The sequence below is a fragment of the Rathayibacter festucae DSM 15932 genome (genome assembly GCF_004011135.1).
GTDB classification, from domain to species: Bacteria; Actinomycetota; Actinomycetes; order Actinomycetales; family Microbacteriaceae; genus Rathayibacter; species Rathayibacter festucae.
Map to the genome: position 1 here is coordinate 4,248,831 of NZ_CP028137.1, position 20,744 is coordinate 4,269,574.

Consider the following 20,744-nt stretch of genomic DNA (forward strand, 5'->3'; position numbering starts at 1 on the left):
GATTTCCCTCGCAGTGTACGACCGCGGCGGACGACCTGCCCGGGAGTCCCGCGCCGGAACGACGGATCCGGTTGCGAAACGACCGGATAACTGACGTAATGGAGGCACTATGGCCCTCACGAGCACGGTTTTCGAACGATCCGCCCCCGATCCCACCGTCGTCGACGCCGCCCTGGCCGGCACGCGGCGCGGGGTGTTCTGGCTCGAGGACCCCGATGCCCGGCGCCCGGCCCTCGCCGGCGCCGTCCGCGCCGACCTGGTGGTCGTCGGCGGCGGCTACACCGGCCTGTGGAGCGCCCTGCGCGCGAAGGAGCGCGACCCGAGCCGCCGCGTGGTGCTGCTCGAGGCCCGCTCGCTCGGCTGGGCCGCCTCCGGTCGCAACGGCGGCTTCGTCGAGTCGAGCCTCACGCACGGCCGCGAGAACGGCCTCGCACGCTGGCCCGCCGAGGCCGCCCGCCTCGAGGAGCTGGGCGTGCGGAACCTCGACGACATCGAGGCGACCGTCGCCCGCTACGGCATGGACTGCGACTTCGAGCGCACCGGCTCGCTCGCCGTGGCGGTGGAGGAGTACCAGGTCGGCCCGCTCGCGGACGGCGACGGCGTCGCTGGCGGCCGCTTCCTCGACACCGCCGAGGTCCGCGCCCTGGTCGACTCGCCGACCTTCCTGGCCGGCCTGGCCGCGCCCGCCGAGCAGTGCGCCCTGGTGCACCCCGGCAAGCTCGTCCGCGAGCTCGCGCGGGTCGCCGAGGAGCTCGGCGTCGAGATCCACGAGGACAGCCGCGTGCTCGGCCTCGAGCGCGACGGCGCCGGCGTGGTCGTCCGCACCGCGGGCGGCTCCGTGACGGCGGATCAGGCGATCCTCGGCACCAGCGCCTTCCCCTCGCTGCTCGCGCGCACCCGGCTGATGACCGTGCCGGTCTACGACCACGTGCTGATGACCGAGCCGCTCGACGCCGCCCAGCTGGCCTCGATCGGCTGGACCGGCCGCGAGGGCCTCAGCGACGTCGCCAACCAGTTCCACTACTACCGCCGCACCGCCGACGACCGCATCCTCTGGGGCGGCTACGACGCCGTCTACCACCCGGGCGGCCGGATCCGCTCGGCCTACGAGGACCGCCCGGAGACCGACCGCGCCCTCGCCGCGCACTTCCTGACCACCTTCCCGCAGCTCGAGGGCCTCCGCTTCAGCCATCGCTGGGCCGGGGTGATCGACACCAGCACCCGCTTCGCCGCCTTCTACGGCACCGCGCTCGCCGGTCGCGTCGCCTACGCCGCGGGCTACACCGGCCTCGGCGTCGGGACGACCGCCTTCGCGGCCGACGTGCTCCTCGACCTCCTGGCCGGCGAGCCGACCGAGCGGACCGAGCTGGAGATGGTCCGCAAGCGCCCGCTGCCGTTCCCGCCCGAGCCGTTCGCGACCGCCGGCATCCAGGCCACGCGCTGGTCGCTCGACCGCGCCGACCACGACGGCGGCCGGCGGAACCCGCTGCTGCGGACCCTCGACGCGCTCGGGCTGGGCTTCGACTCCTGATCCGCCCCGGCTCCTGATCGGCCCCGACTCCTGACGGCGCCCTCCGCCCGGTAGCGTGCTCTGCGGGGGCACCGTCGGGTGCGGGGAGGGACACGGATGCTCGCGTCAGCGCTCGAGGTCCTGCTCGCGGTCGCCGGCGCCGCCGCCGGTGCCGTCCTCGTCGTCAGCGGCGTGCTGAAGCTCGGGCGGACGGAGCGGTTCCGCGCGAGCCTCGCCGCGCTCGGTCTGCCCGCCCGGCTCTCCGCGGGCCCGCTCTTCGCCCGCGCCTTCCCCGTCGTCGAGATCGCGCTCGGCCTGGCGATCCTGCTCGCCCCGTCGCCGCTGCACCGCGGCGCGCTGCTCGGCGCGGTCGCGGTCGACGTCGTCTTCCTCGTTGTCGCGATCCGGGCGGTCCGCGCCCCGGAGCCGGTCGAGTGCGAGTGCTTCGGCGGCCTCGGCGACGCCAGGATGACCGGCCGCACGGTCGCGCGGAACGCCGTCCTGCTCGCGCTGGCGCTCGCCGGGCTCGTCGGGGCCGGCGCACCGGCGGAGCTGCTCGTCCCCGGGGTCCCGGCGCTGCTCGCCGTGCTGCTCGCTCTCGCACTCGTCCCGGTGCGCGACCGGCTCGCCGCCCGAGCACCCGCCGCCTCGACGCCCGCGCCGGCACCCGTGTCCCCGAGCGACCTCGGCGACCTCGCCTTCCTCACCGCCGCCGGCGAGCCGATCGCCCTCGCCGAGTGGGCGGACCCGCCGACGCACCTCGTCTTCTTCTCGCCGTCCTGCATCTCCTGCCACGAGCTGGTCGAGCGCTTCCGCTGGTGGCCGAACGGCCTGCGCGAGGGCGAGGAGCTGATGCCCGTCTTCCTCGGCGCCCCCGCCGACTTCGCCGCCCACGAGGTGTTCGCCCCGCTCGTCGAGCACGCGCTCTACGACCCCGACCGGTCGATCGCCGCCGCCCTCGGTCGTGGCGCCACCCCGGGCCACGTGCTGCTGGACCCCGAGCACCCCCTCGGCGACGGCTGGAGCAGCGGCGCGTTCGAGATCGAGAGGCGGGTGCTCCGCCCCGACTTCTTCGAGGACGTCCGCCGCGGCGCGGTCGGACCCGCCTCCGACGCCGCCGGGCACGCGTGACCCCGCTCCTGGTGGTGCTGGTCCTCGCGCTGGTCGTGATCGCCGGCGCCGCCGTCGTCGGCCCGCGCCTCGGCGTCGCCTCGCCGCTCGTGCTGGTCGGGATCGGCGTGGCCGCGAGTTTCCTGCCCGTCGTCGGGCCGATCGAGATCGAGCCGGAGTGGATCCTGGCCGGGGTGCTCCCGCCGCTGCTCTACTCGTCCGCGGTGTCGATGCCGGCGATGAACTTCCGCCGCGAGTTCGGTGCGATCAGCGGCCTCTCGGTGCTGCTGGTCGTCGGCACCTCGCTCGTGCTCGGCCTGTTCTTCCAGCTGGTCCTGCCGGATCTCGGCTTCGCCTGGGGCGTCGCGCTCGGCGCGATCGTCAGCCCCACGGACGCGGTGGCGACCTCGATCGTCAAGGGCACCTCCGTCTCGCGCCGGGTCGTCGCGATGCTCGACGGCGAGAGCCTGCTCAACGACGCGACGGCCCTGGTGCTGCTGCGCACCGCGATCGCGGCCGCCGCGGCGAGCTTCTCCTTCTGGGGCGCGCTCGGCTCGTTCGGCTACTCCGTGCTGATCGCGGGGATCGTCGGCGGTCTCGTCGGCTGGCTGAACCTGGCCGTGCGCCGCCGGGTCCAGGACCCGACGGTCAACACGATCCTGTCCTTCACCGTGCCCTTCCTCGCCTCCGTCCCGGCCGAGCTCCTCGGCGCCTCGGGACTGGTCGCGGCGGTCGTCGCCGGCGTCGTCACGGGCATCCGCGCGCCGCGGGAGCTCTCGCCGCAGAACCGCCTGTCCGACTCGCAGAACTGGCGGACGGTCGAGCTGGTGCTCGAGGGCACGGTGTTCCTCACGATGGGCCTGCAGGTCCGGGCGATCGTGACGAGCGTCGAGGAGGACCACGCCGGCGTCGGCCCGGCCGTGCTGATCGCGGTGGGCGCGCTCCTGCTGACGATCCTGGTGCGGGCGGCCTACGTCGCCCCGCTGCTCGGCGTTCTGAGGAGCCGCGGCCGGCTGCGCGAGCGGATGCGCCCGCGCGTCGAGGGCCTGCAGGAGCAGATGGGCACCGAGGAGGGCCGCGAGGAGAGCCTGAAGCGGATCAGCCGCGGGCGCCGGTCGCCGACCGCCCGCGATCTCGAGCGCTTCGGCACCCGGCTGACCCGGATGCTCGCCGACATGGAGTACTTCGTCCGCGCGCCGCTCGGCTGGCGCGAGGGCACGGCCGTGGTCTGGGCCGGGATGCGCGGCGCCGTCACGGTCGCCGCCGCGCAGACCCTGCCCGAGGACACCCCGCAGCGCTCGGTCCTCGTGCTGATCGCCTTCGCGGTGGCCGCGCTGTCGCTGCTGCTGCAGGGCGGCACGGTCGGGCCGCTGCTGCGCGCCATCGCCCCGGACGTCGACGAGGCGGCCGAGGAGAGGGCCCGCGAGGAGGAGCGCACCCGCGTCTTCGCCCTGCTGCGCACCAGCGCCGAGGCCGTCCAGGAGCCGCCGCCCGCCCCGGACGCGCCGCGGACCGAGGCGTTCCTCCAGGCCCAGTGGCACCGGCTCGCCGTGATCGCCGCCCAGCGCGCGGACCTCCTCGACGCCCGCGACAACGGCACCTTCGACGCCGACGTCCTCGCCTCGGTGCTCGCCGCCCTCGACGCCTCCCAGATCGACCTCGAGATCCGCGCGCGCACCGCCCGCTGACGTCGCGAGCGTCAGGGTATCTCCCGTCGCTCCGTCTCCCGTCGTCCCCTCTCGGAGCGGAGCTCCTCCGGTCCGAAGCGCTCGACGGCGATCCAGCGGCCGTCCTCGTGCTTGCCGATGCGCCGTTCGACGAGCTCGGGCGTCCCGCTCGGCCGGCCGATCCGGTAGACGTCGAGCTGCGTCACCGCCGCGGAGCTCTCCGCGATCACTCGCGCCGAGCTCGTGCAGATCGAGCTGTCGTCGCCGTCGCGGTAGAGCGCATCGGTCACCTGCGCGGGCACCCAGCGACCGCCGAGCACGAGGAGGTCCGGATCGCCCGGGTCGGCGATCCCGTCGACGGCGCACCGGTAGCCCCGCGCCCAGCGGTCCGCGACTCGAGCCTCCGTGACAGCGCGCGGGCCGTCGACGAGGACGACGCGGACGCGGTAGCCCTGCCCCTCGAGACGCTCGACGAGGGTCCTCCCGGCGTCCGCGTTCGCGAGCGTCCCGTCGACGACGACGTTCTCGCCCCGTCGCACGGACTGGTCGCGTACGCGCTTCATCACCATCGACGACTCCTCGTGCACGAGGGCTGCACGCTCGCGGGGCCAGACCTTCCCGCCGTCGGCCTCGACCGCGGCGAGATCGGGAGGGGTGAGGTGGGACTCGTAGCTGCCGTCCTCCAGGGCGCGTCTGAGGAGGAGGTCCTTGACGTCGTCGGCGTTGAGGATGCGCCAGTCGGCCGCGGTCGTCCGGGTGCTCGCCAGCAGTTCGTCCAGAGCCGTCGTCTTGCCCGCGCCGGGCGGGCCGGCCAGGAGGACCGCCTCGCGATCGCGACGCACGTCCGGAGCCCCCGCGCGGAGAGCCCGGATCATCTCCCTCTGCGCAGTGTCCCGGCCGGGGAGCGGCTGGCGGGTCTCCTGGTCGAACCACTCCGCATTCCGCTGGGAGGCGTGAGGGCTCTCCGCGCCGATCGCTCCGCCCGCAGTGGTCAGGGCCAGGAGGACCGCTCGGTGCTCGTCGACCCGATCGGTGACGCTGCTGCTACTCACCGTCGGTCTGGCGGAGGGCCGCGGTCTGCGCCCTCAGGGCGTCGAGCGCAGCGGCGTAGACGTCCTCGTCGATCAGGTCGTCGAGTGACGCCGCCTGGACCTCGTCGAACGAGCCGGCGACGACATTGAGGAGATCCTCGTGGAGGCCGCCCGTCCTCGTCTCGGCCGTCACGTACTGCCAGGTCGTGAGCGCCTCGACGACCTGCTCGCGGGAGATCTCGCCGCGGGAGTAGCGCTCGGCGACGTGGTACGGCGAGCGGCCGAGCATCCGGCCCTCCGCGACGAGACCGAGGATCCTGCGACCCTTCGCCGCCCATCGGGAGACCTGCGGCTGAGACGCCCTGAGCTGACCCGCGATCTCGGTCTGCGAGACGCCGGAATCGGCCACCCGAGCGACCGCCGCGAGAAACTCGTCACTGCCGTGGTCGCGGCGTGTCCTCGCCCGAGCGAGCTCGCTGCGCCATTCCTTCGGGGGGATCACGTGCAGATCAGACATGCGCCACCACCTCCTATTCACGATTGTATGGTCGCGGGCCCGCCGGATCGAGGGCTGTCGCGCCACGGCCGGTCCGACGCGGGACCTCCATGATCCCGGTCCTCCGCGCCGCTCGCGGGCGACCCGGTAGCCGCCCGAAACATGAGGGTCGTACGGTGAGCGCATGCGCGCAGAACTGACCCTCGGTGCGGAGGAGGAGCTCCACCTCATCGATCTCGAGTCGAGGCAGCTCTCCCCCCACGCCCCCCAGGTGCTCGCCCGGCTGCCGAAGGAGAGCTTCTCGGCCGAGCTGCAGCGGACCACGGTCGAGACGAACACCGCGGTGGTCGACTCGCTCGACGGGCTCCGGGAGCAGCTGATCTCGCTCCGGCGCGCGGTGATCGACGCCGCGGCACCCGACGGCATCGGCATCGCGGCCGTCGGCACCGCGCCGCGCTCCGAGCACGGCGACTTCGAGCTCACCAGCACCGGCCGCTACGGCCGCATGCAGGAGCAGTACCGGATGCTCGTGGACGAGCAGCTGATCTGCGGCACCCAGATCCACGTCGGCGTCTCCGACCGCGAGCTCGCCGTGCAGATCGCCCAGCGGATCGCCCGCGACCTGCCGGTGCTGCTCTCCGCCAGCGCGAGCAGCCCCTACTGGAACGGCCAGGACACCGGCTACGCCAGCATCCGCACGATCATCTGGCAGCGCTGGCCGAGCGCCGGCGCGACCGGACCGCTGGAGTCCGCGGCCGAGTACGACCGCCTCCTCGACGACCTGATCGCCACCGGCGTCATCGCCGACTCGAAGATGGCCTACTTCGACGTCCGCCCCTCCTCGCACGCGCCGACCCTGGAGCTGCGGGTCTGCGACGCGATGCCGATCGTCGACGACGCGGTGCTGATCGCCGGGCTCTTCCGCGGCCTCGTCCGCACCGCCGAGCTCGACATCGAGGCGGGCCGCCCGTTCCGGCACACGCCGCCGCCGATCCAGCGCGCCGCCACCTGGCAGGCCGCCCGCGGCGGTCTCTCGGGGCCGCTGCTCGACCACACCGAGCACCCCCGCCCCGTCCCCGCCGCCGAAGCGCTGCGCAGCCTGATCGCGCGCCTCCAGCCCGCGCTGGACGAGCTCGGCGACCTGGAGCAGGTGCGCGCCCTCGCTGAGGCGCTGATCGCGCGCGGCAACTCGGCCGACCGCCAGCGCGCCGTCCTCGCCGAGCGCGGGACGCTCGACGCCGTGGTCGACGCCGTCGTCGCCGAGACGCACGGCCCGGCGAGCGGCCCGATCCTGCCCGCCCCGAGCCTGCGCACCTACCGCGTCCGCGCCGGCGACGAGGCCGTCGCGACCGGCGGCCGCGCGAAGAGCGCCTACCAGCCGATCCTCGAGCACTTCCGCGGGCTCGGCCCCGAGCGGCTCGAGACCCTGCACGAGTCGCGCGACCGGCTCGTCGAGCAGGCCGGGCTCACCTTCCGCGTCGGCGAGGAGGACCGTCCGTTCCCGGTCGACCTCGTCCCGCGCGTGCTCCAGGCCCACGAGTGGAGCGAGCTCGCCGCCGGGCTCGAGCAGCGCGCCCGCGCCCTCGAGTGCTTCCTGCAGGACGTCTACGGCGAGGGCCGGGCGGTGCGGGCCGGCGTGGTCCGCGATCTGCGCGGCGCGCCGGGCTGGAGCGAGGACGCCGCGCGGCTGCCCGCCGGCACCGTCCGCGGCGCCGTGATGGGCTTCGACCTGGTCCGCAACGAGTTCGGCGGCTGGCGGGTGCTGGAGGACAACCTCCGGAACCCCAGCGGCCTCGCCTACGCCCTGGGCATCCGCGCGCTGCTCGACGACGTGCTGCCCGATCTGCCGCGACCCGCGGGCCTCCTCGACGCGTCGACGGCGCTCGCCGGACTGCGCGCGACGCTGGCCCACGGGACGAAGCGCGCCGACCCGGTGCTCGGGCTGCTCTCCAGCGGAGCGTCGAGCTCGGCCTGGTTCGAGCACCGCCGCCTCGCCGAGGGCGCCGGGCTCCTGCTGCTCGAGGCCGGCGACCTCACGGTCGAGGGCGGCCGCGTCCTGGCCGGCGGCACGGTCGTCGACGCGCTCTACCTGCGGCTCGACGTCGAGCTGGCCGACCTCGTCGCCGGCGACCGGACGATCGGCCGGGAGATCCTCGAGGTCGCGGCGGCCGGCGACGTGTACCTGGCGAACGCGCCCGGCAACGGCGTCGCGGACGACAAGGCCCTCTACTGCGCGGTCCCCGAGCTGATCGGCTACTACCTCGACGAGCGCCCGCTGCTCGAGTCCGTGCCGACCTACCGCCCCGAGGACGAGGCCGAGCGCCGGATCGTGCTCGAGCGGGTCGGCGAGCTGGTCACCAAGCCGGTCGACGGCTACGGCGGCCGCGGCGTGATGATCGGCCCGTCGGCTCCGGCGGCGCGGGTCGCCGAGCGGCGCGCCGAGATCGCGGCGGATCCGGGCGCCTGGGTCGCTCAGGAGGTGGTCCGGCTCTCCTCGCTGCCCGCCTTCTCCGGCACCGACCTGCAGCCGCGGCACATCGACCTCCGCGCCTTCGTCTTCGTCACCGGCACCGGGCCCGGCGACGTCCGCCTCGCCGACCTCGCGCTCACCCGCGTGGCGGCCGAGGGCAGCATGATCGTCAACTCCTCGCGCGGCGGCGGCGCGAAGGACACCTGGATCGTCGGAGGCTGAGATGTGCGGCATCGCGGGCGAGATCCGGTTCGACGGCGCGCGCGCCGACATCGGCGCCGTCGACCGGATGACCGGCTGCCTCGTGCACCGCGGCCCGGACGGCGACGGCCTCTGGGCGGCGGGCCGCGTGGCGCTCGGGCACCGGCGGCTGGCGATCATCGACCTCTCCGCGGCCGGCGCCCAGCCGATGGTCGACGCCGCGCTCGGCCTGACGATCGTCTTCAACGGCTGCATCTACAACCACCGGGAGCTGCGCGCCGAGCTGGAGGGGAAGGGGCACCGCTTCTTCTCGCACTCCGACACCGAGGTGATCGGCAAGGCCTACGCCCAGTGGGGCGAGGACTGCGTCGACCACCTGCTCGGCATGTTCGCCTTCGCGATCGTCGAGCGCGAGTCCGGCCGCGTGGTGCTGGCGCGCGACCGCCTGGGCATCAAGCCGCTCTACCTCGACGAGACCCGCGAGCGGATCCGCTTCGCCTCGACCGTCCAGTCCCTGCTCGCGGCCGGCGGCGTGGACACCTCGATCGACCGCACCGCGCTGATGCTCTACCTGAGCTTCCACTCGGTGGTACCCGCGCCGCGCACGATCCTCGCCGGCGTCACCAAGCTGCCGCCGGCGACCGTCCGCGTGATCGAGCCCGACGGCACGAGCCGCGAGCGCGTCTACTGGGAGCCGGTCTTCGCCCGCGATCCCGACCGCGCCGACTGGACCGAGCGCGACTGGCAGGAGGCGCTGCTCGCGTCGTTCCGCACCGCCGTCTCGCGCCGCATGGTCGCGGACGTGCCGGTCGGCGTGCTGCTCTCCGGCGGCATCGACTCCAGCCTGATCGTCGCGCTGCTCGCCGAGGCCGGCCAGACCGGGCTGCAGACCTTCTCGATCGGCTTCGACGCGGCGGGCGGCGAGTCCGGCGACGAGTTCGAGTACTCGAGCCTGGTCGCGGAGCGCTTCGGCACGGACCACCACCGCCTGCCGATCGACTCCGCGCGGCTGCTGCCCGGGATCGACGCGGCGGTCGGCGCGATGAGCGAGCCGATGGTCTCCCACGACGCCGTCGCCTTCCACCTGCTCAGCGAGGACGTCTCGCAGCACGTGAAGGTCGTGCAGTCCGGTCAGGGCGCCGACGAGGTGCTCGGCGGCTACGACTGGTACCCGCCCCTGGCGCGGGTGCCGCGCGAGCGCGCCGTCGAGGCCTACGCGGACGTCTTCGTCGACCGCCCCTTCTCCGCGCTGCAGGCGCTGCTGGCCCCCGCCTGGCGCGGGGACCCCGATGCCGCGACCGCCTTCCTCGCCGAGCGCTTCGCCCGCACCGGCGCCGACACGGCGGTGGACGCCGCGCTGCGCAACGACACCGCGGTCATGCTCGTCGACGACCCGGTGAAGCGCGTCGACAACATGACCATGGCCTGGGGCCTGGAGGCGCGCGTGCCGTTCCTCGACCACGAGTTCGTCGAGCTCGTCGGCACGATCCCGCCGGAGCTCAAGCTCGCCGACGGCGGCAAGGGGATCCTCAAGCGGGCCGTCCGCGGCATCGTCCCGGACGAGGTGATCGACCGCACCAAGGGCTCGTTCCCGGTGCCGGCGATCCGTCAGCTGGAGGGGCCCTACCTGGAACGGGTGCGGGCGGCGCTGACCGACCCGGCCGCCCGGCGCCGCGGCGTCTTCGATCCCGCGACAGTCGACGCGCTGCTGGCCGACCCGAACGCGACCCGCACCCGCCTGGGCTCGAACGAGCTCTGGCAGCTCGCCCTGCTCGAGATGTGGCTCCAGGAGCACGGCGTCGGCTGAGCGGTGCCGGAGGATGGAGGCATGACGCCTCCTCTCATCGTTTCGCCGCAGGCCGACCGCGTGGCCGCCGCCGAGGAGCTCGCGCTCGGGCTCGTGCACGCCTGGGGCAGCTGGGGTCCGACGATGACCCCGGACGCCGCCCGCGTCGCCTTCCTCAGTGACCGCGGCGGGTCGCCGGAGGTCTGGGTGCAGGACGTCGTCGTCGGAGCCGAGCCGAGCGAGGCGCGCCGCATCGCCCTCACCGAGGATCCGGTGCTCGAGGTCTCCTGGTCCGCCGACTCCGCTTGGCTGGCCTGCCTCGTCGCGACCGACGGCGGGGTGCGCAGCCAGGTCTGGGTGGTCCGCCCCGACGGCTCGGACGCCCGCCGCATCGCCGGCTCCCGCGACGCCCACGCCGAGCTCGGCCCGTGGACGCGCAGCGGCCACCACGTCGTCGTCACGATCCCGTCGGCCGAGCCGGAGCAGCCGACCCGCTCCTTCCTGGTCGACCCGGTGACGGGCGAGCGGAAGCCGCTCGTCGACGGCGACCTCATCTCGGTGCTCGACCTCTCGGTGGAGGAGCGCCTCGTCGTGGTCCGCGACGGCCAGCGCGGCCAGCAGTACTGCGTGGTCGTCGACCGGCTGACCAACGAGAACCACGCGCTCCTGCCCGACTCCGGCACCGGATCCACGGACGTCGCGCTGCTGCGCCCGTCGCCGCTGTACGACACCGAGAGCCCGATGGTCGCCTACCTCGCGACCGACGTCGACCTGCCGCGGCGCCAGCTCGTCGCGATGCCCCTCGGTCCGGACGGCTGGCGCGGCCGGATCCGCCGCCTCGCCGCCCGCGACGACGCCGAGCTCGAGGGCCTGGACGCCGACGACGCCGGCCGGATGCTGATGCTGGTCTGGAACGTCGCGGGCTCGAGCGAGATCGAGCTGCTGGACACCACCACCGGCGCCCGAGTCCCGGTCGCCGGGCTCCCGGGACTGGTGGCGACGACGCCGGTGCTGTCCCGCGACGGCGGCGCGGTGATCCTGGGCGTGGAGGGCCCGGAGCGCCCGCGCGAGCTGTGGCGGCTGGACACGGCGACCCACGAGTGGTCCCGGATCACCGGGGTGCCGGCGCTCGACGCACCGCCGCTGATCGTGCCGACGCTCGAGCGCTTCACGGGCCGCGACGGCCTCGCGCTCTCCGGCTGGCTCTACCGCGCGCCCGGGGCGACGGGGCCGGGCGCGGCGATGCTCAGCCTGCACGGCGGCCCGGAGTCGCAGGAGCGGCCCACCTTCTCCGCCCAGCACCAGGCGGTCGCCGCCGCGGGGATCACCGTCTTCGCCCCGAACGTGCGCGGCTCCTCGGGCTTCGGCCGCGACTTCGTCCACGCCGACGACGTGGAGAAGCGCCGCGGCGCCTTCGACGACGTCCTCGCGGCCGCCGAGCACCTCGTCGACGCCGGGATCGCCGACCCGGCGCGGATCGCCGTCACCGGCCGCTCCTACGGCGGCTACCTGACCCTCGCGTCGCTCGCCTTCTCGCCCGGCGTCTTCGCCGCCGGCGTCGACATCTGCGGGATGTCGCACCTGCAGACCTTCTACCGCGACACCGAGCCGTGGATCGCCTCCGCCGCCATGACCAAGTACGGCCACCCCGAGCACGACGCGGAGCTGCTCGAGGAGCTGTCGCCGCTGAACGCGGCCGACGCCATCGACGTCCCGCTGCTCGTCGCGCACGGCGAGCTCGACACCAACGTCCCGATCGGCGAGGCCCGGCAGATCGTCGCGGCGCTCGAGGAGCTCGGCCGCCCGGTCCGCTACCTCCAGCTGGACGGCGAGGGCCACGAGTACCGCCGCGCCGACTCCAAGGAGGCGCTGCTGCGCGAGCTCCTGCACTTCCTCACGGAGTCGCTCGGCGCCTCGCCCTCCATGCTGGTCGAGTAGCCCCGCAGGGGCGTATCGAGACCCGCCGTCGCCAGCATGGGCGGGTCTGCAGACTCGTCTTTCGACGTTGGTGGATCTCGATACGCCCGCTCCGCGGGCTACTCGATCAGCATGAGTCGCCTGCTGGTCGAGTAGCCCCGCAGGGGCGTATCGAGACCCGCCGATCAGCGCGACTCGAACTCCTGGCGCAGCGTCCCGTGGATCGGGTGCGCCGGGTCGTCGCCGACCGCGCGCGCCGGGTCGTCGATCTCGACGGCGCGTCCCGGTGCGAGGTCCGCGTCACCGCCGATCATCTCCGAGACGCCGTCGAGCAGATCCTCGGCGATCCGGCTCGAGAGCCCGCTGCGCTCGCCCGGCCCGGGATCGGTGAGCTCGTCGACCGGAGCGGCCAGCGCCGCCTCCAGTCCCGTCCGCTCGACGCCGGCCTCCGGCTCGTGCTCGATCCGCCGCGCCTGCTCCTGCTGTGATTCCGACCCCTGGGGCATCGTCGCTCCTCGTCCGTCTCCTCGCGGCAGCGTCGTCCCGGATGGGGGCCGTGCGCTCCCGCCGCTGCCCCGAGCGTAGATCACGGCGTGTCCGATCGCGGCGTCAGTCGAGCAGCAGCCAGGAGTGCGCCTCGACCCGCACGCCGCCGACGCCCGCCGCCTCGTCGCCGAGGTTGAGCGCGAGCCGGGCGCTCTCGCCGGCCGGACCCTCGGCCACCAGCAGCACGGCGGTGTTCGACAGGTCGACGCTCCTGGTTCGCGCGGCGACCAGCCACGGGTGCCGGCGGCGGAAGGCGATGACCTTCTGGTGCACGCGGTAGGCGTCGTTCCGCGGCCACTCGGCCGGGTCCGCCGGGAACTCCGGCCGGATCGCGTCGTCGCCGCCCGCGCGCTCCTCCTTGACGCCCTCGAGCCCGCGCTCGTCGCCCGAGTAGATGCTCGGCACGCCGCCGACGAAGCCGAGGATCGCGACGGCGTGCCCGTGGTGGCGCGGGTCGCTGATCGCGCTGGCGAGCCGGGTCACGTCGTGGTTGCCGACGAAGGTCAGCGGCACGAACGTCTCCAGGAACTCCGCGTGCCGCTGCAGCGTCCAGTCGAGCTCGAAGAGGTTGCCCTCCTCGATCGAGCTGCGCACCGACTTCCAGAGCTCGTACTGCGTGACGGAGTCGAGCCCCGACTCCCGCACGTAACCGGCGTAGTCGCCGTGGATGACCTCGCCGACGAACCACGCCTCGGGGAAGCGCTCGCGCACCGGGTCGATCGCGGCGCGCCAGGAGGAGGGGTCCACCGCGTAGGCGGCGTCGAGCCGCCAGCCGTCGATCCCGCGCTCGAGCCAGTGGCTCATCACGGCGGAGACCTGCGCGGCGACCTCGGGGTTCGCGGTGTCGAGCTCGACGAGCGCCTCGTGCCCCTCGAAGACGTCGACCGGCAGGCCGTCGACGTCGCGCGCCGCGCCCGTCCGCCGGAAGCGTGCAGCAGCGGGGGAGCCCTCGCCCGCCGCGACGGCCTCGCGCCACCACGGGTGCTCGCGGCCGACGTGGTTGAAGACGCCGTCGAAGACCAGGCGGATCCCGCGCTCGCGGCAGGCCGCGATCAGCTCGTCGAGGTCGCGCTCGTCGCCCAGGCGCGGATCGACCCGGAAGTGGTCGACGGTGTCGTAGCCGTGCGTCATCGAGGCGAAGACCGGCCCGAGCAGCAGGCCGTTGCAGCCCAGCGAGAGCAGGTCGTCGAGCCAGGGCAGGATCCGGCGCAGGCGGTGCTGCGGCTCGTCCCCGGGCTGCGGCCCGTCCGCCGAGGTCGCCTCGGCGCCGAGGAACGCCAGCGGGTGGATCTGCCACCAGATCGCCGTCGAGATCCAGCCGTCCGTCGTCGTCTCCGCCACTGCGGCCGCCTCTCCCGGCGGGCTCGGGTGCGCGCCGTCGGCGAGTGTAGCGACGGCCCCTGACATCGCCTCCCAGCCGCTCCCGACGGCTCCGCGGGCTGCCGATCGGCGTGTTTCCGGGGATTCCGTCGCGCGAATCGCCGCCGATCCGGGATCGGGCTGGTAGGTTACGGACGGTCCGACCGGTCGACGGGGTCCGTCCCCGGCCGTTGGACGACACACAACCACCAGCTGTTCTCAACAGCGCGAACGTCCTGGGAGGACACTCCAATGGCTGACAAGTCGCTCAACCGCACCGAGCTCGTCGCGAAGATCGCCGCCGACTCCGGCCAGAGCCAGGCCGCCGTCAACGGCGTCCTCGACTCGCTCTTCTCGACCCTCGCCGACTCCGTCTCCAACGACGTGAAGGTCACCATCCCCGGCTGGATCGCCGTCGAGCGCACGTCCCGCGCCGCGCGCACCGGCCGCAACCCGCAGACCGGCGAGACCATCCAGATCGCCGCCGGCCACTCGGTCAAGGTCTCGGCCGGCACCAAGCTCAAGGCCGCCGCCAAGTAGTCACGGCCCGCGTCGTCACGGCGCAGCAGTTCCGCACGAAGACCCCGGCCCTCCGCCGGGGTCTTCGTCGTCCTGCCGCCCCCCAGCCGCGAGAACGTAGGCTTGCCGGGTGAATCGAACCGTCCGGATCGCGGGCCCGGCGCTCCTGCTCGTGGCCGCCGCTCTCGTCGCGCTCCTGGCGGCGCTCGCGTTCGGCGGCGGTTCGGCCGCACCGCTCCTGAACGACCCGGGGCCCGTCGTCCGCTTCGGCCTCCCGGTCGCCAAGCTCGCGGTCAACCTCGGCGCCGCCGGCATGATCGGCTCGCTCGTCCTGACGCTGTTCGCGCTCAGCCCCCGCGCGATCGCGAAGCGCACCGGCGCCCCCGCCGAGGCGGAGCCGCGCACCGAGTACACGATCGCGCTCGACGTCGCCGCCGCGAGCGCCGCGTTCTTCGCCGCCGCCTCCGCGCTGACCGGCTTCTTCACCTTCCTCAACGTCACCCAGACTCCGCTGAGCCTCGACCGCGACTTCGGCACCAAGCTCAGCTACTTCATCGGCAGCATCCCGGTCGGCCAGGCCTGGCTGATCACCACCCTCCTCGCCGCCGTCGTCACCGTGCTCTGCTTCGCGGTGCGCAACCAGACCGCGCTCGTCTTCGTCACCGCCGTCGCGCTCCTGACGCTGCTGCCGATGGCGCAGCAGGGCCACGCGGCCGGAGCGAGCGGCCACGACGCCGCGGTCACCGCCCTCGGTCTGCACCTGGTCTTCGCCGCGATCTGGCTGGGCGGCCTGCTCACGATCGTCGCGCTGCGGCCGCTGCTCGGCGGCGCGCGCCTGCTGCCCGTGCTCGGCCGCTACTCCAGCCTCGCCCTCGTCAGCTTCGTCGTGGTCGCCGCCTCGGGCTACATCAGCGCCGAGCTGCGGCTGGCGACGCTCGGCAACCTGCTCACCGGCTACGGCGTGCTGGTGCTCGTCAAGGTCGCGGCGCTGACCGCGCTCGGCGTCTTCGGCCTCGCCCAGCGCCGCTTCCTGATCGCTCGCATGCGCAGCGCCGGCGGAGCGGGCGGCCGCAGCTTCTGGTGGCTCGTCGCCGCGGAGATCGCCTTCATGGGCATCGCCTCCGGAGTCGCGGCGGCCCTCGCGCGCACGGCGACGCCGGTCGACCAGGTCGCCGCCACCGAGCTGACGAACCCGACCCCCGCGGAGCTGCTCACCGGCGAGCCGCTCCCGCCCGCGCCGACCGCCCTGAACTTCCTCACCCTCTGGAACGTCGACCTCGTCTGGCTGCTGGTCTGCGGCTTCGGCATCGCGTTCTACGTCGCCGGCGTCGTGCGCCTGCACCGCCGCGGCGACCGCTGGCCCGTGCACCGCACCGTGCTCTGGATCGCGGGCATGCTGCTGCTGGCGTACATCACGAACGGCGGCGTCAACGCCTACGAGAAGTACCTGTTCAGCGCGCACATGCTCGCGCACATGGTCCTGACCATGGCGGTGCCGGTGCTGCTGGTCCCGGCCGCGCCGGTGACGCTGATCGCGCGTGCCGCGGCGCGGCGCACCGACGGCTCCCGCGGCGGCCGGGAGTGGGTCCTGCTCGCCGTGCACTCGCGCTTCGCCACCGCGGTCTCGCACCCGATCGTCGCGGCGCTGCTGTTCGTCGGCTCGCTCTGGGGCTTCTACTACTCGCCGCTCTTCCGCTGGGCGACGACCGACCACATCGGCCACGAGTGGATGATCGTCCACTTCCTGATCACCGGCTACCTCTTCGTGAGCGTCCTGATCGGCGTCGACCCGAGCGTGCACCGCGTGCCCTACCCGATGCGCCTGCTGCTGCTGCTGGGCACGATGGCGTTCCACGCCTTCTTCGGCCTGGCGCTGATGACGGGGGAGGGCCTCCTGCTCGCCGACTGGTACGGCGCGATGGGCTGGGGCACGAACGCCCTCGACGACCAGCAGGCGGCCGGCGGCATCGCCTGGAGCATCGGCGAGATCCCCACGCTCGCCCTCGCGATCATCGTCGCGGTGATGTGGAGCCGCTCGGACGCGCGCGACTCCAAGCGTCTCGACCGCCAGGCCGACCGCACCGGCGAGGCCGAGCTCACCGCGTACAACGACCGCCTGGCCGCCCTGCAGAAGCGCGGCTGAGCCGGGCCCTCCCCGATCCGGGCCGTCCCGGGTCGAGTCGTCCCGGTCGAGTCGTCTGCGGTCGACGGACGTCCCGCGACAGCCCCGAGCGGGCTCCGCGGGCGCTTCCTAGGCTGGCCGCTGCTGTCCGACCTCGCCCGCGTCCCGCGGGCTCGAGGCGCAGCGCTGCGAGAAGGGGAGCGCATGATCGAGGCACGAGGCCTGACCAAGAGGTACGGAGCGAAGACCGCGGTCGACGGGATCGACTTCACCGTGGCGCCGGGGAGGGTGACCGGGTTCCTCGGACCCAACGGCGCCGGCAAGTCGACGACGATGCGGATGATCGTCGGTCTCGACCGGCCCTCCGCCGGCTCGGTGCTGGTCAACGGCCGGCCCTATCGCGAGCACGCCGCGCCGCTCGCCGAGGTCGGCGCCCTGCTCGACGCGAAGGCGACGCACCGCGGCCGGACCCTCCGCGACCACCTGCGCGTGATCGCCGCGACCCACCGCATCCCGCGCTCCCGGGTGGAGGAGGTCATCGAGGTCGTCGGCCTCGGCAGCGTCGCGCGCAAGCGCGTCGGCGGCTTCTCGCTCGGCATGGGCCAGCGGGTGGGCATCGCGACCGCGCTGCTCGGCGACCCGCGGACCCTCCTGCTCGACGAGCCGGTGAACGGCCTCGACCCGGAGGGCGTCCGCTGGGTCCGCGACTTCGTCCGCGCGAAGGCGGCGGAGGGCTGCTGCGTGCTGCTCTCCTCGCACCTGATGAGCGAGATGGCGCAGACCGCCGACCACATCATCGTCCTCGGCCGGGGCCGGATCCTCGCCGACGCCCCGCTGGACGACTTCCTCGCCGAGGCGCGGCCGCGCGTGCGCGTCGAGAGCCCGGACTCGGTGCGGCTCGCCGCGCTCCTCGCCGCCCGCGGCGCCGCGGTCGCCGTCACCGGCGGCGGGCTCGAGATCGAGGGGCTCGAGGCGCCGGTGATCGGCGCGCTCGCCCACGAGGCCGGAGCGGTGCTGCACGCGCTCACCGCGCTGACCCGCTCGCTCGAGGAGGCCTACGTCGCGATGACGGCCGACGCCGTCGAGTACACCGCCGCCCGTCCCCACGGATCCCAGCCCCTCGAAGGAGCCTCCCGATGACCGCGACCGCCCCGAGCCCCGTCCGCGACGCTCCGAGCGGGGTGAGGCTCCGCCTCGACGGGGTCGTCCTCTCCGAGCTGCTCAAGCTCGTCACCGTCCGCTCGACCTGGTGGTCGATCGTCGTCTCGGTGCTCCTCGCGCTCGCTCTGGCCCTGGCCCTCGGCGCCGTCGTCACACCGCCGAAGGAGGGCTCCGTCTCCGCGTTCGTCGCGGGCGGCGCGACCCTGCACCTGCAGTTCGTCGGCCTGGTGATCGCCGTCCTCGGGTCGCTGTCGCTCGGCGGCGAGTACTCCACCGGGATGATCCGCTCGACCTACACCGCCGTGCCGCGCCGGGTCCCGTCGCTCCTCGCCCGCGGGGTCGTCGTGGCCGTCGCGTCCTTCGTGGTGGGCGTCCTCACCTGCGTCGGCTCGTTCGCCGTCATCGCCGGGATGCTCGCGGCGAAGGGCACGCCCACGTCGCTGCTCGACGACGGCGTGCTCGGCAGCCTGCTCGGCGGCGGCCTCTTCCTGGCGGTCATCGGGGCGTTCTCGGTCGCCGTGGCGGCGCTGCTGCGCAGCACGGCGGCCGCCATCGGCCTCTCGGTCGGCGTGCTCTTCGTGCTGCCGCTGCTCGCGAGCATCGCGGGCGGTCTGCTGCAGGCCCAGTGGATCATCGACGTCAGCCCCTACCTGCTCTCGAACCTCGGGCTGGCGCTGTCCAGCGTCCCGAGCGAGGGCTCCGGCGTGGAGCAGATCAGCACGACGTCCGCGCTGCTCGCCAGCGCCGGGTGGCTCCTCGCCGTCTGGGTCCCGGCGCTGACGGCGACCCGCGTCCGCGACGTCTGACCGCGGCGCCGGGGTGCGGGGGTCGGCTGGGTACAGTGGAGCGGTGACCCAGCCGACCCTCTCCGACGAGCAGCAGCGGGTGTTCGACCTCATCGAGAACACCCGCGAGCACCTGTTCGTGACGGGTCGCGCCGGCACCGGCAAGTCGACCCTGCTCAACCACCTGAGCTGGAACACCGACAAGCAGATCGTCATCTGCGCGCCGACCGGGGTCGCCGCCCTCAACGTCGGCGGGCAGACGATCCACTCGCTCTTCCGGCTCCCGATCGGCGTCATCGCCGACTCGGACCTCGATCAGCCGCCCGAGCTGCGCAAGCTGCTGAACACCATCGACACCCTCGTCATCGACGAGATCTCGATGGTCAACGCCGATCTCCTCGACGGAATCGACCGCAGCCTCCGCCAGGCGCGGCAGCGCCGGTCCGAGCCGTTCGGCGGCGTCCAGGTCGTCCTCTTCGGCGACCCGTTCCAACTCGCGCCCGTTCCGGGCGATCCGGAGGAGCGCGCCTACTTCGCCGACCGCTACCGCTCGCTCTGGTTCTTCGACGCGCTGGTCTGGCAGGAGGCGCCGCTGCGGATCATCGAGCTCGGGAGGATCCACCGTCAGAGCGACGAGCGCTTCAAGTGGATGCTCAACGCGGTGCGCTTCGGCATGGTCACCAAGGAGATCGCGGACGTCCTCAACGCCGCCGGTGCGCGCACGCCGCCCGAGAACGACGCGATCACCCTCGCGACCCGCAACGACACCGTCAACCGGATCAACCAGACCGCCCTCGCGCGGCTCAAGGGCCCGGTCAAGACCGCCTCGGCCGAGATCAGCGGCGACTTCGGCGGCCGCGCGTACCCGGCCGATCAGAACCTCGAGCTGAAGATCGGGGCGCACGTGATGTTCCTGCGCAACGACGCCGAGCAGCGCTGGGTGAACGGCACGATCGGCCGCGTGACCAAGGTCGCCGGCACGGTCTGGGTCGAGGTGGACGGCGAGGTGCACGAGGTCGAGCCCGCGACCTGGGAGCGCTACCGCTACTCCTACTCCGCCGCGACCAAGAAGCTGACCCGCGAGATCGTCGCCGAGTTCGCGCAGTTCCCGCTGCGCCTGGCCTGGGCCGTCACGATCCACAAGTCGCAGGGCAAGACCTACGACTCCGCCGTGGTCGACCTCGGGCAGCGCGCGTTCGCCCCCGGTCAGACCTACGTCGCGCTCAGCCGCATCACGAGCCTCGAGGGGCTCTACCTCACCCGGCCGCTCCGGCCGAGCGACATCATCGTCGACAAGGACGTGCTGCGCTTCATGTCCGAGCGCCGGGCCGAGCCCGCGGCCGTCGCGGAGCCGGAGTCCGCGTCCTCCTGAGCGCCTGAGCGCCCGAGCGCCTGAGCGGCCCGTCAGGCCGCGGCGCGCGAGCCGGCCAGGTCGCGGAACACCGCGGTGGTCAGCCGGTACGCCTCCGCCACCTCGGCGATGACGCGCTCGCGCTCGTCCTCGTCCCAGCCGGCGGCGTCGAGCTGCTCGCGGTAGACAGCGCGGAAGGCGGACGGCGTCGCGATCTCGCCGTAGAGGTAGAAGCCCACGCCGTTGGTCTCGAAGCCGAAGCGCCGCTGCAGCAGGCTCCGCACGATCGAGCAGCCGGAGAGGTCGCCGAGGTAGCGGGTGTAGTGGTGGGCGACGAAGCCGCCGCTCCAGCCGCTCGCGACGGTGCGGATCCGCTCGACGTAGGCCGCCGTCGAGGGGAGCGGGCTGATCCGCGAGCGCCAGTCCTCGCCGACCAGGAAGCGCAGGTCCTCGCCGATGGCCGGCAGCCGGGTGAGCTTCGGCGAGATGAACGGCGCGGCGACCGGATCGCCCGCCATCGCCTCCGCCACGGCCTCGAGCGCCTCGTAGACGAAGTAGTGCTGCGCGATCATCGCGACGTAGTCGTCGCGGCTGCCGGACCCGGTCATCAGCGCGGTCATGAAGGCCGAGACCTCGTCGTCCGCGCCGGACCGACCGAGGCGCACGTGAAGGGCCTGCGAGAACGGGATGACGTTCGAGACGTTCGGCACGGC

At 73.8% G+C, this 20,744-nt stretch carries 16 protein-coding genes; 11 read left to right on the forward strand and 5 right to left on the reverse strand.

Annotated elements, in window-relative coordinates; translation table 11 throughout:
• Positions 1-109 precede the first annotated feature (109 nt).
• The 3 genes from C1I64_RS19395 (at position 110) to C1I64_RS19405 (ending at position 4,308) form a co-directional block, all read left to right on the forward strand.
• The gene (locus C1I64_RS19395) at positions 110-1,531 is read left to right on the forward strand and encodes an NAD(P)/FAD-dependent oxidoreductase (RefSeq protein WP_127888356.1); all 1,422 of its coding nucleotides are present in this window, start codon (positions 110-112) and stop codon (positions 1,529-1,531) included.
• A gap of 96 nt (positions 1,532-1,627) precedes the next feature.
• Positions 1,628-2,641 (forward strand): TlpA family protein disulfide reductase, encoded by a 1,014-nt coding sequence (locus tag C1I64_RS19400; RefSeq protein WP_127888357.1) that lies wholly within the window; start codon positions 1,628-1,630, stop codon positions 2,639-2,641.
• On the forward strand, positions 2,638-4,308 hold the full coding sequence (locus C1I64_RS19405; RefSeq protein ID WP_127888358.1) for a cation:proton antiporter: 1,671 nt from the start codon (positions 2,638-2,640) through the stop codon (positions 4,306-4,308). Before C1I64_RS19400 ends, C1I64_RS19405 begins: the two co-directional genes overlap by 4 nt.
• 11 nt (positions 4,309-4,319) lie before the next feature.
• On the opposite strand, the gene C1I64_RS19410 is transcribed toward C1I64_RS19405, so the two are convergent.
• Together C1I64_RS19410 and C1I64_RS19415 are read right to left on the reverse strand one after the other, a co-directional pair.
• Entirely contained in the window at positions 4,320-5,129 is an 810-nt protein-coding gene (locus tag C1I64_RS19410) for a zeta toxin family protein (protein ID WP_164874605.1), read from the reverse strand.
• A 202-nt stretch (positions 5,130-5,331) separates the two neighbouring features.
• Positions 5,332-5,835 (reverse strand): hypothetical protein, encoded by a 504-nt coding sequence (locus C1I64_RS19415; protein WP_127888360.1) that lies wholly within the window; start codon positions 5,833-5,835, stop codon positions 5,332-5,334.
• A 163-nt stretch (positions 5,836-5,998) separates the two neighbouring features.
• Between C1I64_RS19415 and C1I64_RS19420 the strand changes: the two genes are divergently transcribed.
• The 3 genes from C1I64_RS19420 to C1I64_RS19430 are packed head-to-tail and all read left to right on the forward strand — an operon-like array spanning position 5,999 to position 12,209.
• Positions 5,999-8,506: a glutamate--cysteine ligase gene (locus C1I64_RS19420; protein ID WP_127888361.1), complete on the forward strand. Its 2,508-nt coding sequence runs from the start codon at positions 5,999-6,001 to the stop codon at positions 8,504-8,506.
• Between the two features lies 1 nt (position 8,507).
• The gene (locus C1I64_RS19425; protein WP_127888362.1) at positions 8,508-10,292 is read left to right on the forward strand and encodes an N-acetylglutaminylglutamine amidotransferase; all 1,785 of its coding nucleotides are present in this window, start codon (positions 8,508-8,510) and stop codon (positions 10,290-10,292) included.
• Positions 10,293-10,313: 21 nt separating this feature from the next.
• Complete coding sequence (locus C1I64_RS19430) at positions 10,314-12,209, forward strand: S9 family peptidase (RefSeq protein ID WP_127888363.1); 1,896 nt, start codon at positions 10,314-10,316, stop codon at positions 12,207-12,209.
• A gap of 164 nt (positions 12,210-12,373) precedes the next feature.
• Here the strand turns inward: C1I64_RS19430 and C1I64_RS19435 are convergent, their stop codons facing one another.
• Together C1I64_RS19435 and C1I64_RS19440 are read right to left on the reverse strand one after the other, a co-directional pair.
• Positions 12,374-12,694: a hypothetical protein gene (locus tag C1I64_RS19435; RefSeq protein ID WP_123444841.1), complete on the reverse strand. Its 321-nt coding sequence runs from the start codon at positions 12,692-12,694 to the stop codon at positions 12,374-12,376.
• Between the two features lie 103 nt (positions 12,695-12,797).
• Positions 12,798-14,075, reverse strand: a complete 1,278-nt coding sequence (locus C1I64_RS19440; protein WP_244209540.1) for an alpha-amylase family glycosyl hydrolase — start codon at positions 14,073-14,075, stop codon at positions 12,798-12,800.
• A gap of 270 nt (positions 14,076-14,345) precedes the next feature.
• Between C1I64_RS19440 and C1I64_RS19445 the strand changes: the two genes are divergently transcribed.
• The 5 genes from C1I64_RS19445 to C1I64_RS19465 all read left to right on the forward strand — a co-directional run bounded on the left by C1I64_RS19445 (position 14,346) and on the right by C1I64_RS19465 (position 20,052).
• Entirely contained in the window at positions 14,346-14,633 is a 288-nt protein-coding gene (locus C1I64_RS19445; protein WP_055786347.1) for an HU family DNA-binding protein, read from the forward strand.
• Positions 14,634-14,742: 109 nt separating this feature from the next.
• On the forward strand, positions 14,743-16,755 hold the full coding sequence (locus C1I64_RS19450; protein WP_208645170.1) for a bifunctional copper resistance protein CopD/cytochrome c oxidase assembly protein: 2,013 nt from the start codon (positions 14,743-14,745) through the stop codon (positions 16,753-16,755).
• A 183-nt stretch (positions 16,756-16,938) separates the two neighbouring features.
• A complete protein-coding gene (locus C1I64_RS19455) occupies positions 16,939-17,874 on the forward strand; it encodes an ABC transporter ATP-binding protein (protein WP_127888365.1) in 936 nt (311 codons plus the stop codon).
• Positions 17,871-18,701, forward strand: coding sequence for an ABC-2 transporter permease (locus tag C1I64_RS19460; protein WP_127888366.1), 831 nt, complete (start codon positions 17,871-17,873; stop codon positions 18,699-18,701). Before C1I64_RS19455 ends, C1I64_RS19460 begins: the two co-directional genes overlap by 4 nt.
• A gap of 43 nt (positions 18,702-18,744) precedes the next feature.
• Complete coding sequence (locus tag C1I64_RS19465; RefSeq protein ID WP_123734872.1) at positions 18,745-20,052, forward strand: ATP-dependent DNA helicase; 1,308 nt, start codon at positions 18,745-18,747, stop codon at positions 20,050-20,052.
• Positions 20,053-20,084: 32 nt separating this feature from the next.
• On the opposite strand, the gene C1I64_RS19470 is transcribed toward C1I64_RS19465, so the two are convergent.
• On the reverse strand, positions 20,085-20,741 hold the full coding sequence (locus tag C1I64_RS19470) for a biliverdin-producing heme oxygenase (RefSeq protein ID WP_244209541.1): 657 nt from the start codon (positions 20,739-20,741) through the stop codon (positions 20,085-20,087).
• Between the last annotated feature and the right edge of the window lie 3 nt (positions 20,742-20,744).

Coding starts and splice junctions, on each gene's coding strand:
- C1I64_RS19395 (WP_127888356.1), top strand. CDS start 110: ATGGCCCTCACGAGCACGGTTTTCGAACGATCCGCCCCCGATCCCACC.
- C1I64_RS19400 (WP_127888357.1), top strand. CDS start 1,628: ATGCTCGCGTCAGCGCTCGAGGTCCTGCTCGCGGTCGCCGGCGCCGCC.
- C1I64_RS19415 (WP_127888360.1), bottom strand. CDS start 5,835: ATGTCTGATCTGCACGTGATCCCCCCGAAGGAATGGCGCAGCGAGCTC.
- C1I64_RS19420 (WP_127888361.1), top strand. CDS start 5,999: ATGCGCGCAGAACTGACCCTCGGTGCGGAGGAGGAGCTCCACCTCATC.
- C1I64_RS19425 (WP_127888362.1), top strand. CDS start 8,508: ATGTGCGGCATCGCGGGCGAGATCCGGTTCGACGGCGCGCGCGCCGAC.
- C1I64_RS19430 (WP_127888363.1), top strand. CDS start 10,314: ATGACGCCTCCTCTCATCGTTTCGCCGCAGGCCGACCGCGTGGCCGCC.
- C1I64_RS19435 (WP_123444841.1), bottom strand. CDS start 12,694: ATGCCCCAGGGGTCGGAATCACAGCAGGAGCAGGCGCGGCGGATCGAG.
- C1I64_RS19445 (WP_055786347.1), top strand. CDS start 14,346: ATGGCTGACAAGTCGCTCAACCGCACCGAGCTCGTCGCGAAGATCGCC.
- C1I64_RS19455 (WP_127888365.1), top strand. CDS start 16,939: ATGATCGAGGCACGAGGCCTGACCAAGAGGTACGGAGCGAAGACCGCG.
- C1I64_RS19460 (WP_127888366.1), top strand. CDS start 17,871: ATGACCGCGACCGCCCCGAGCCCCGTCCGCGACGCTCCGAGCGGGGTG.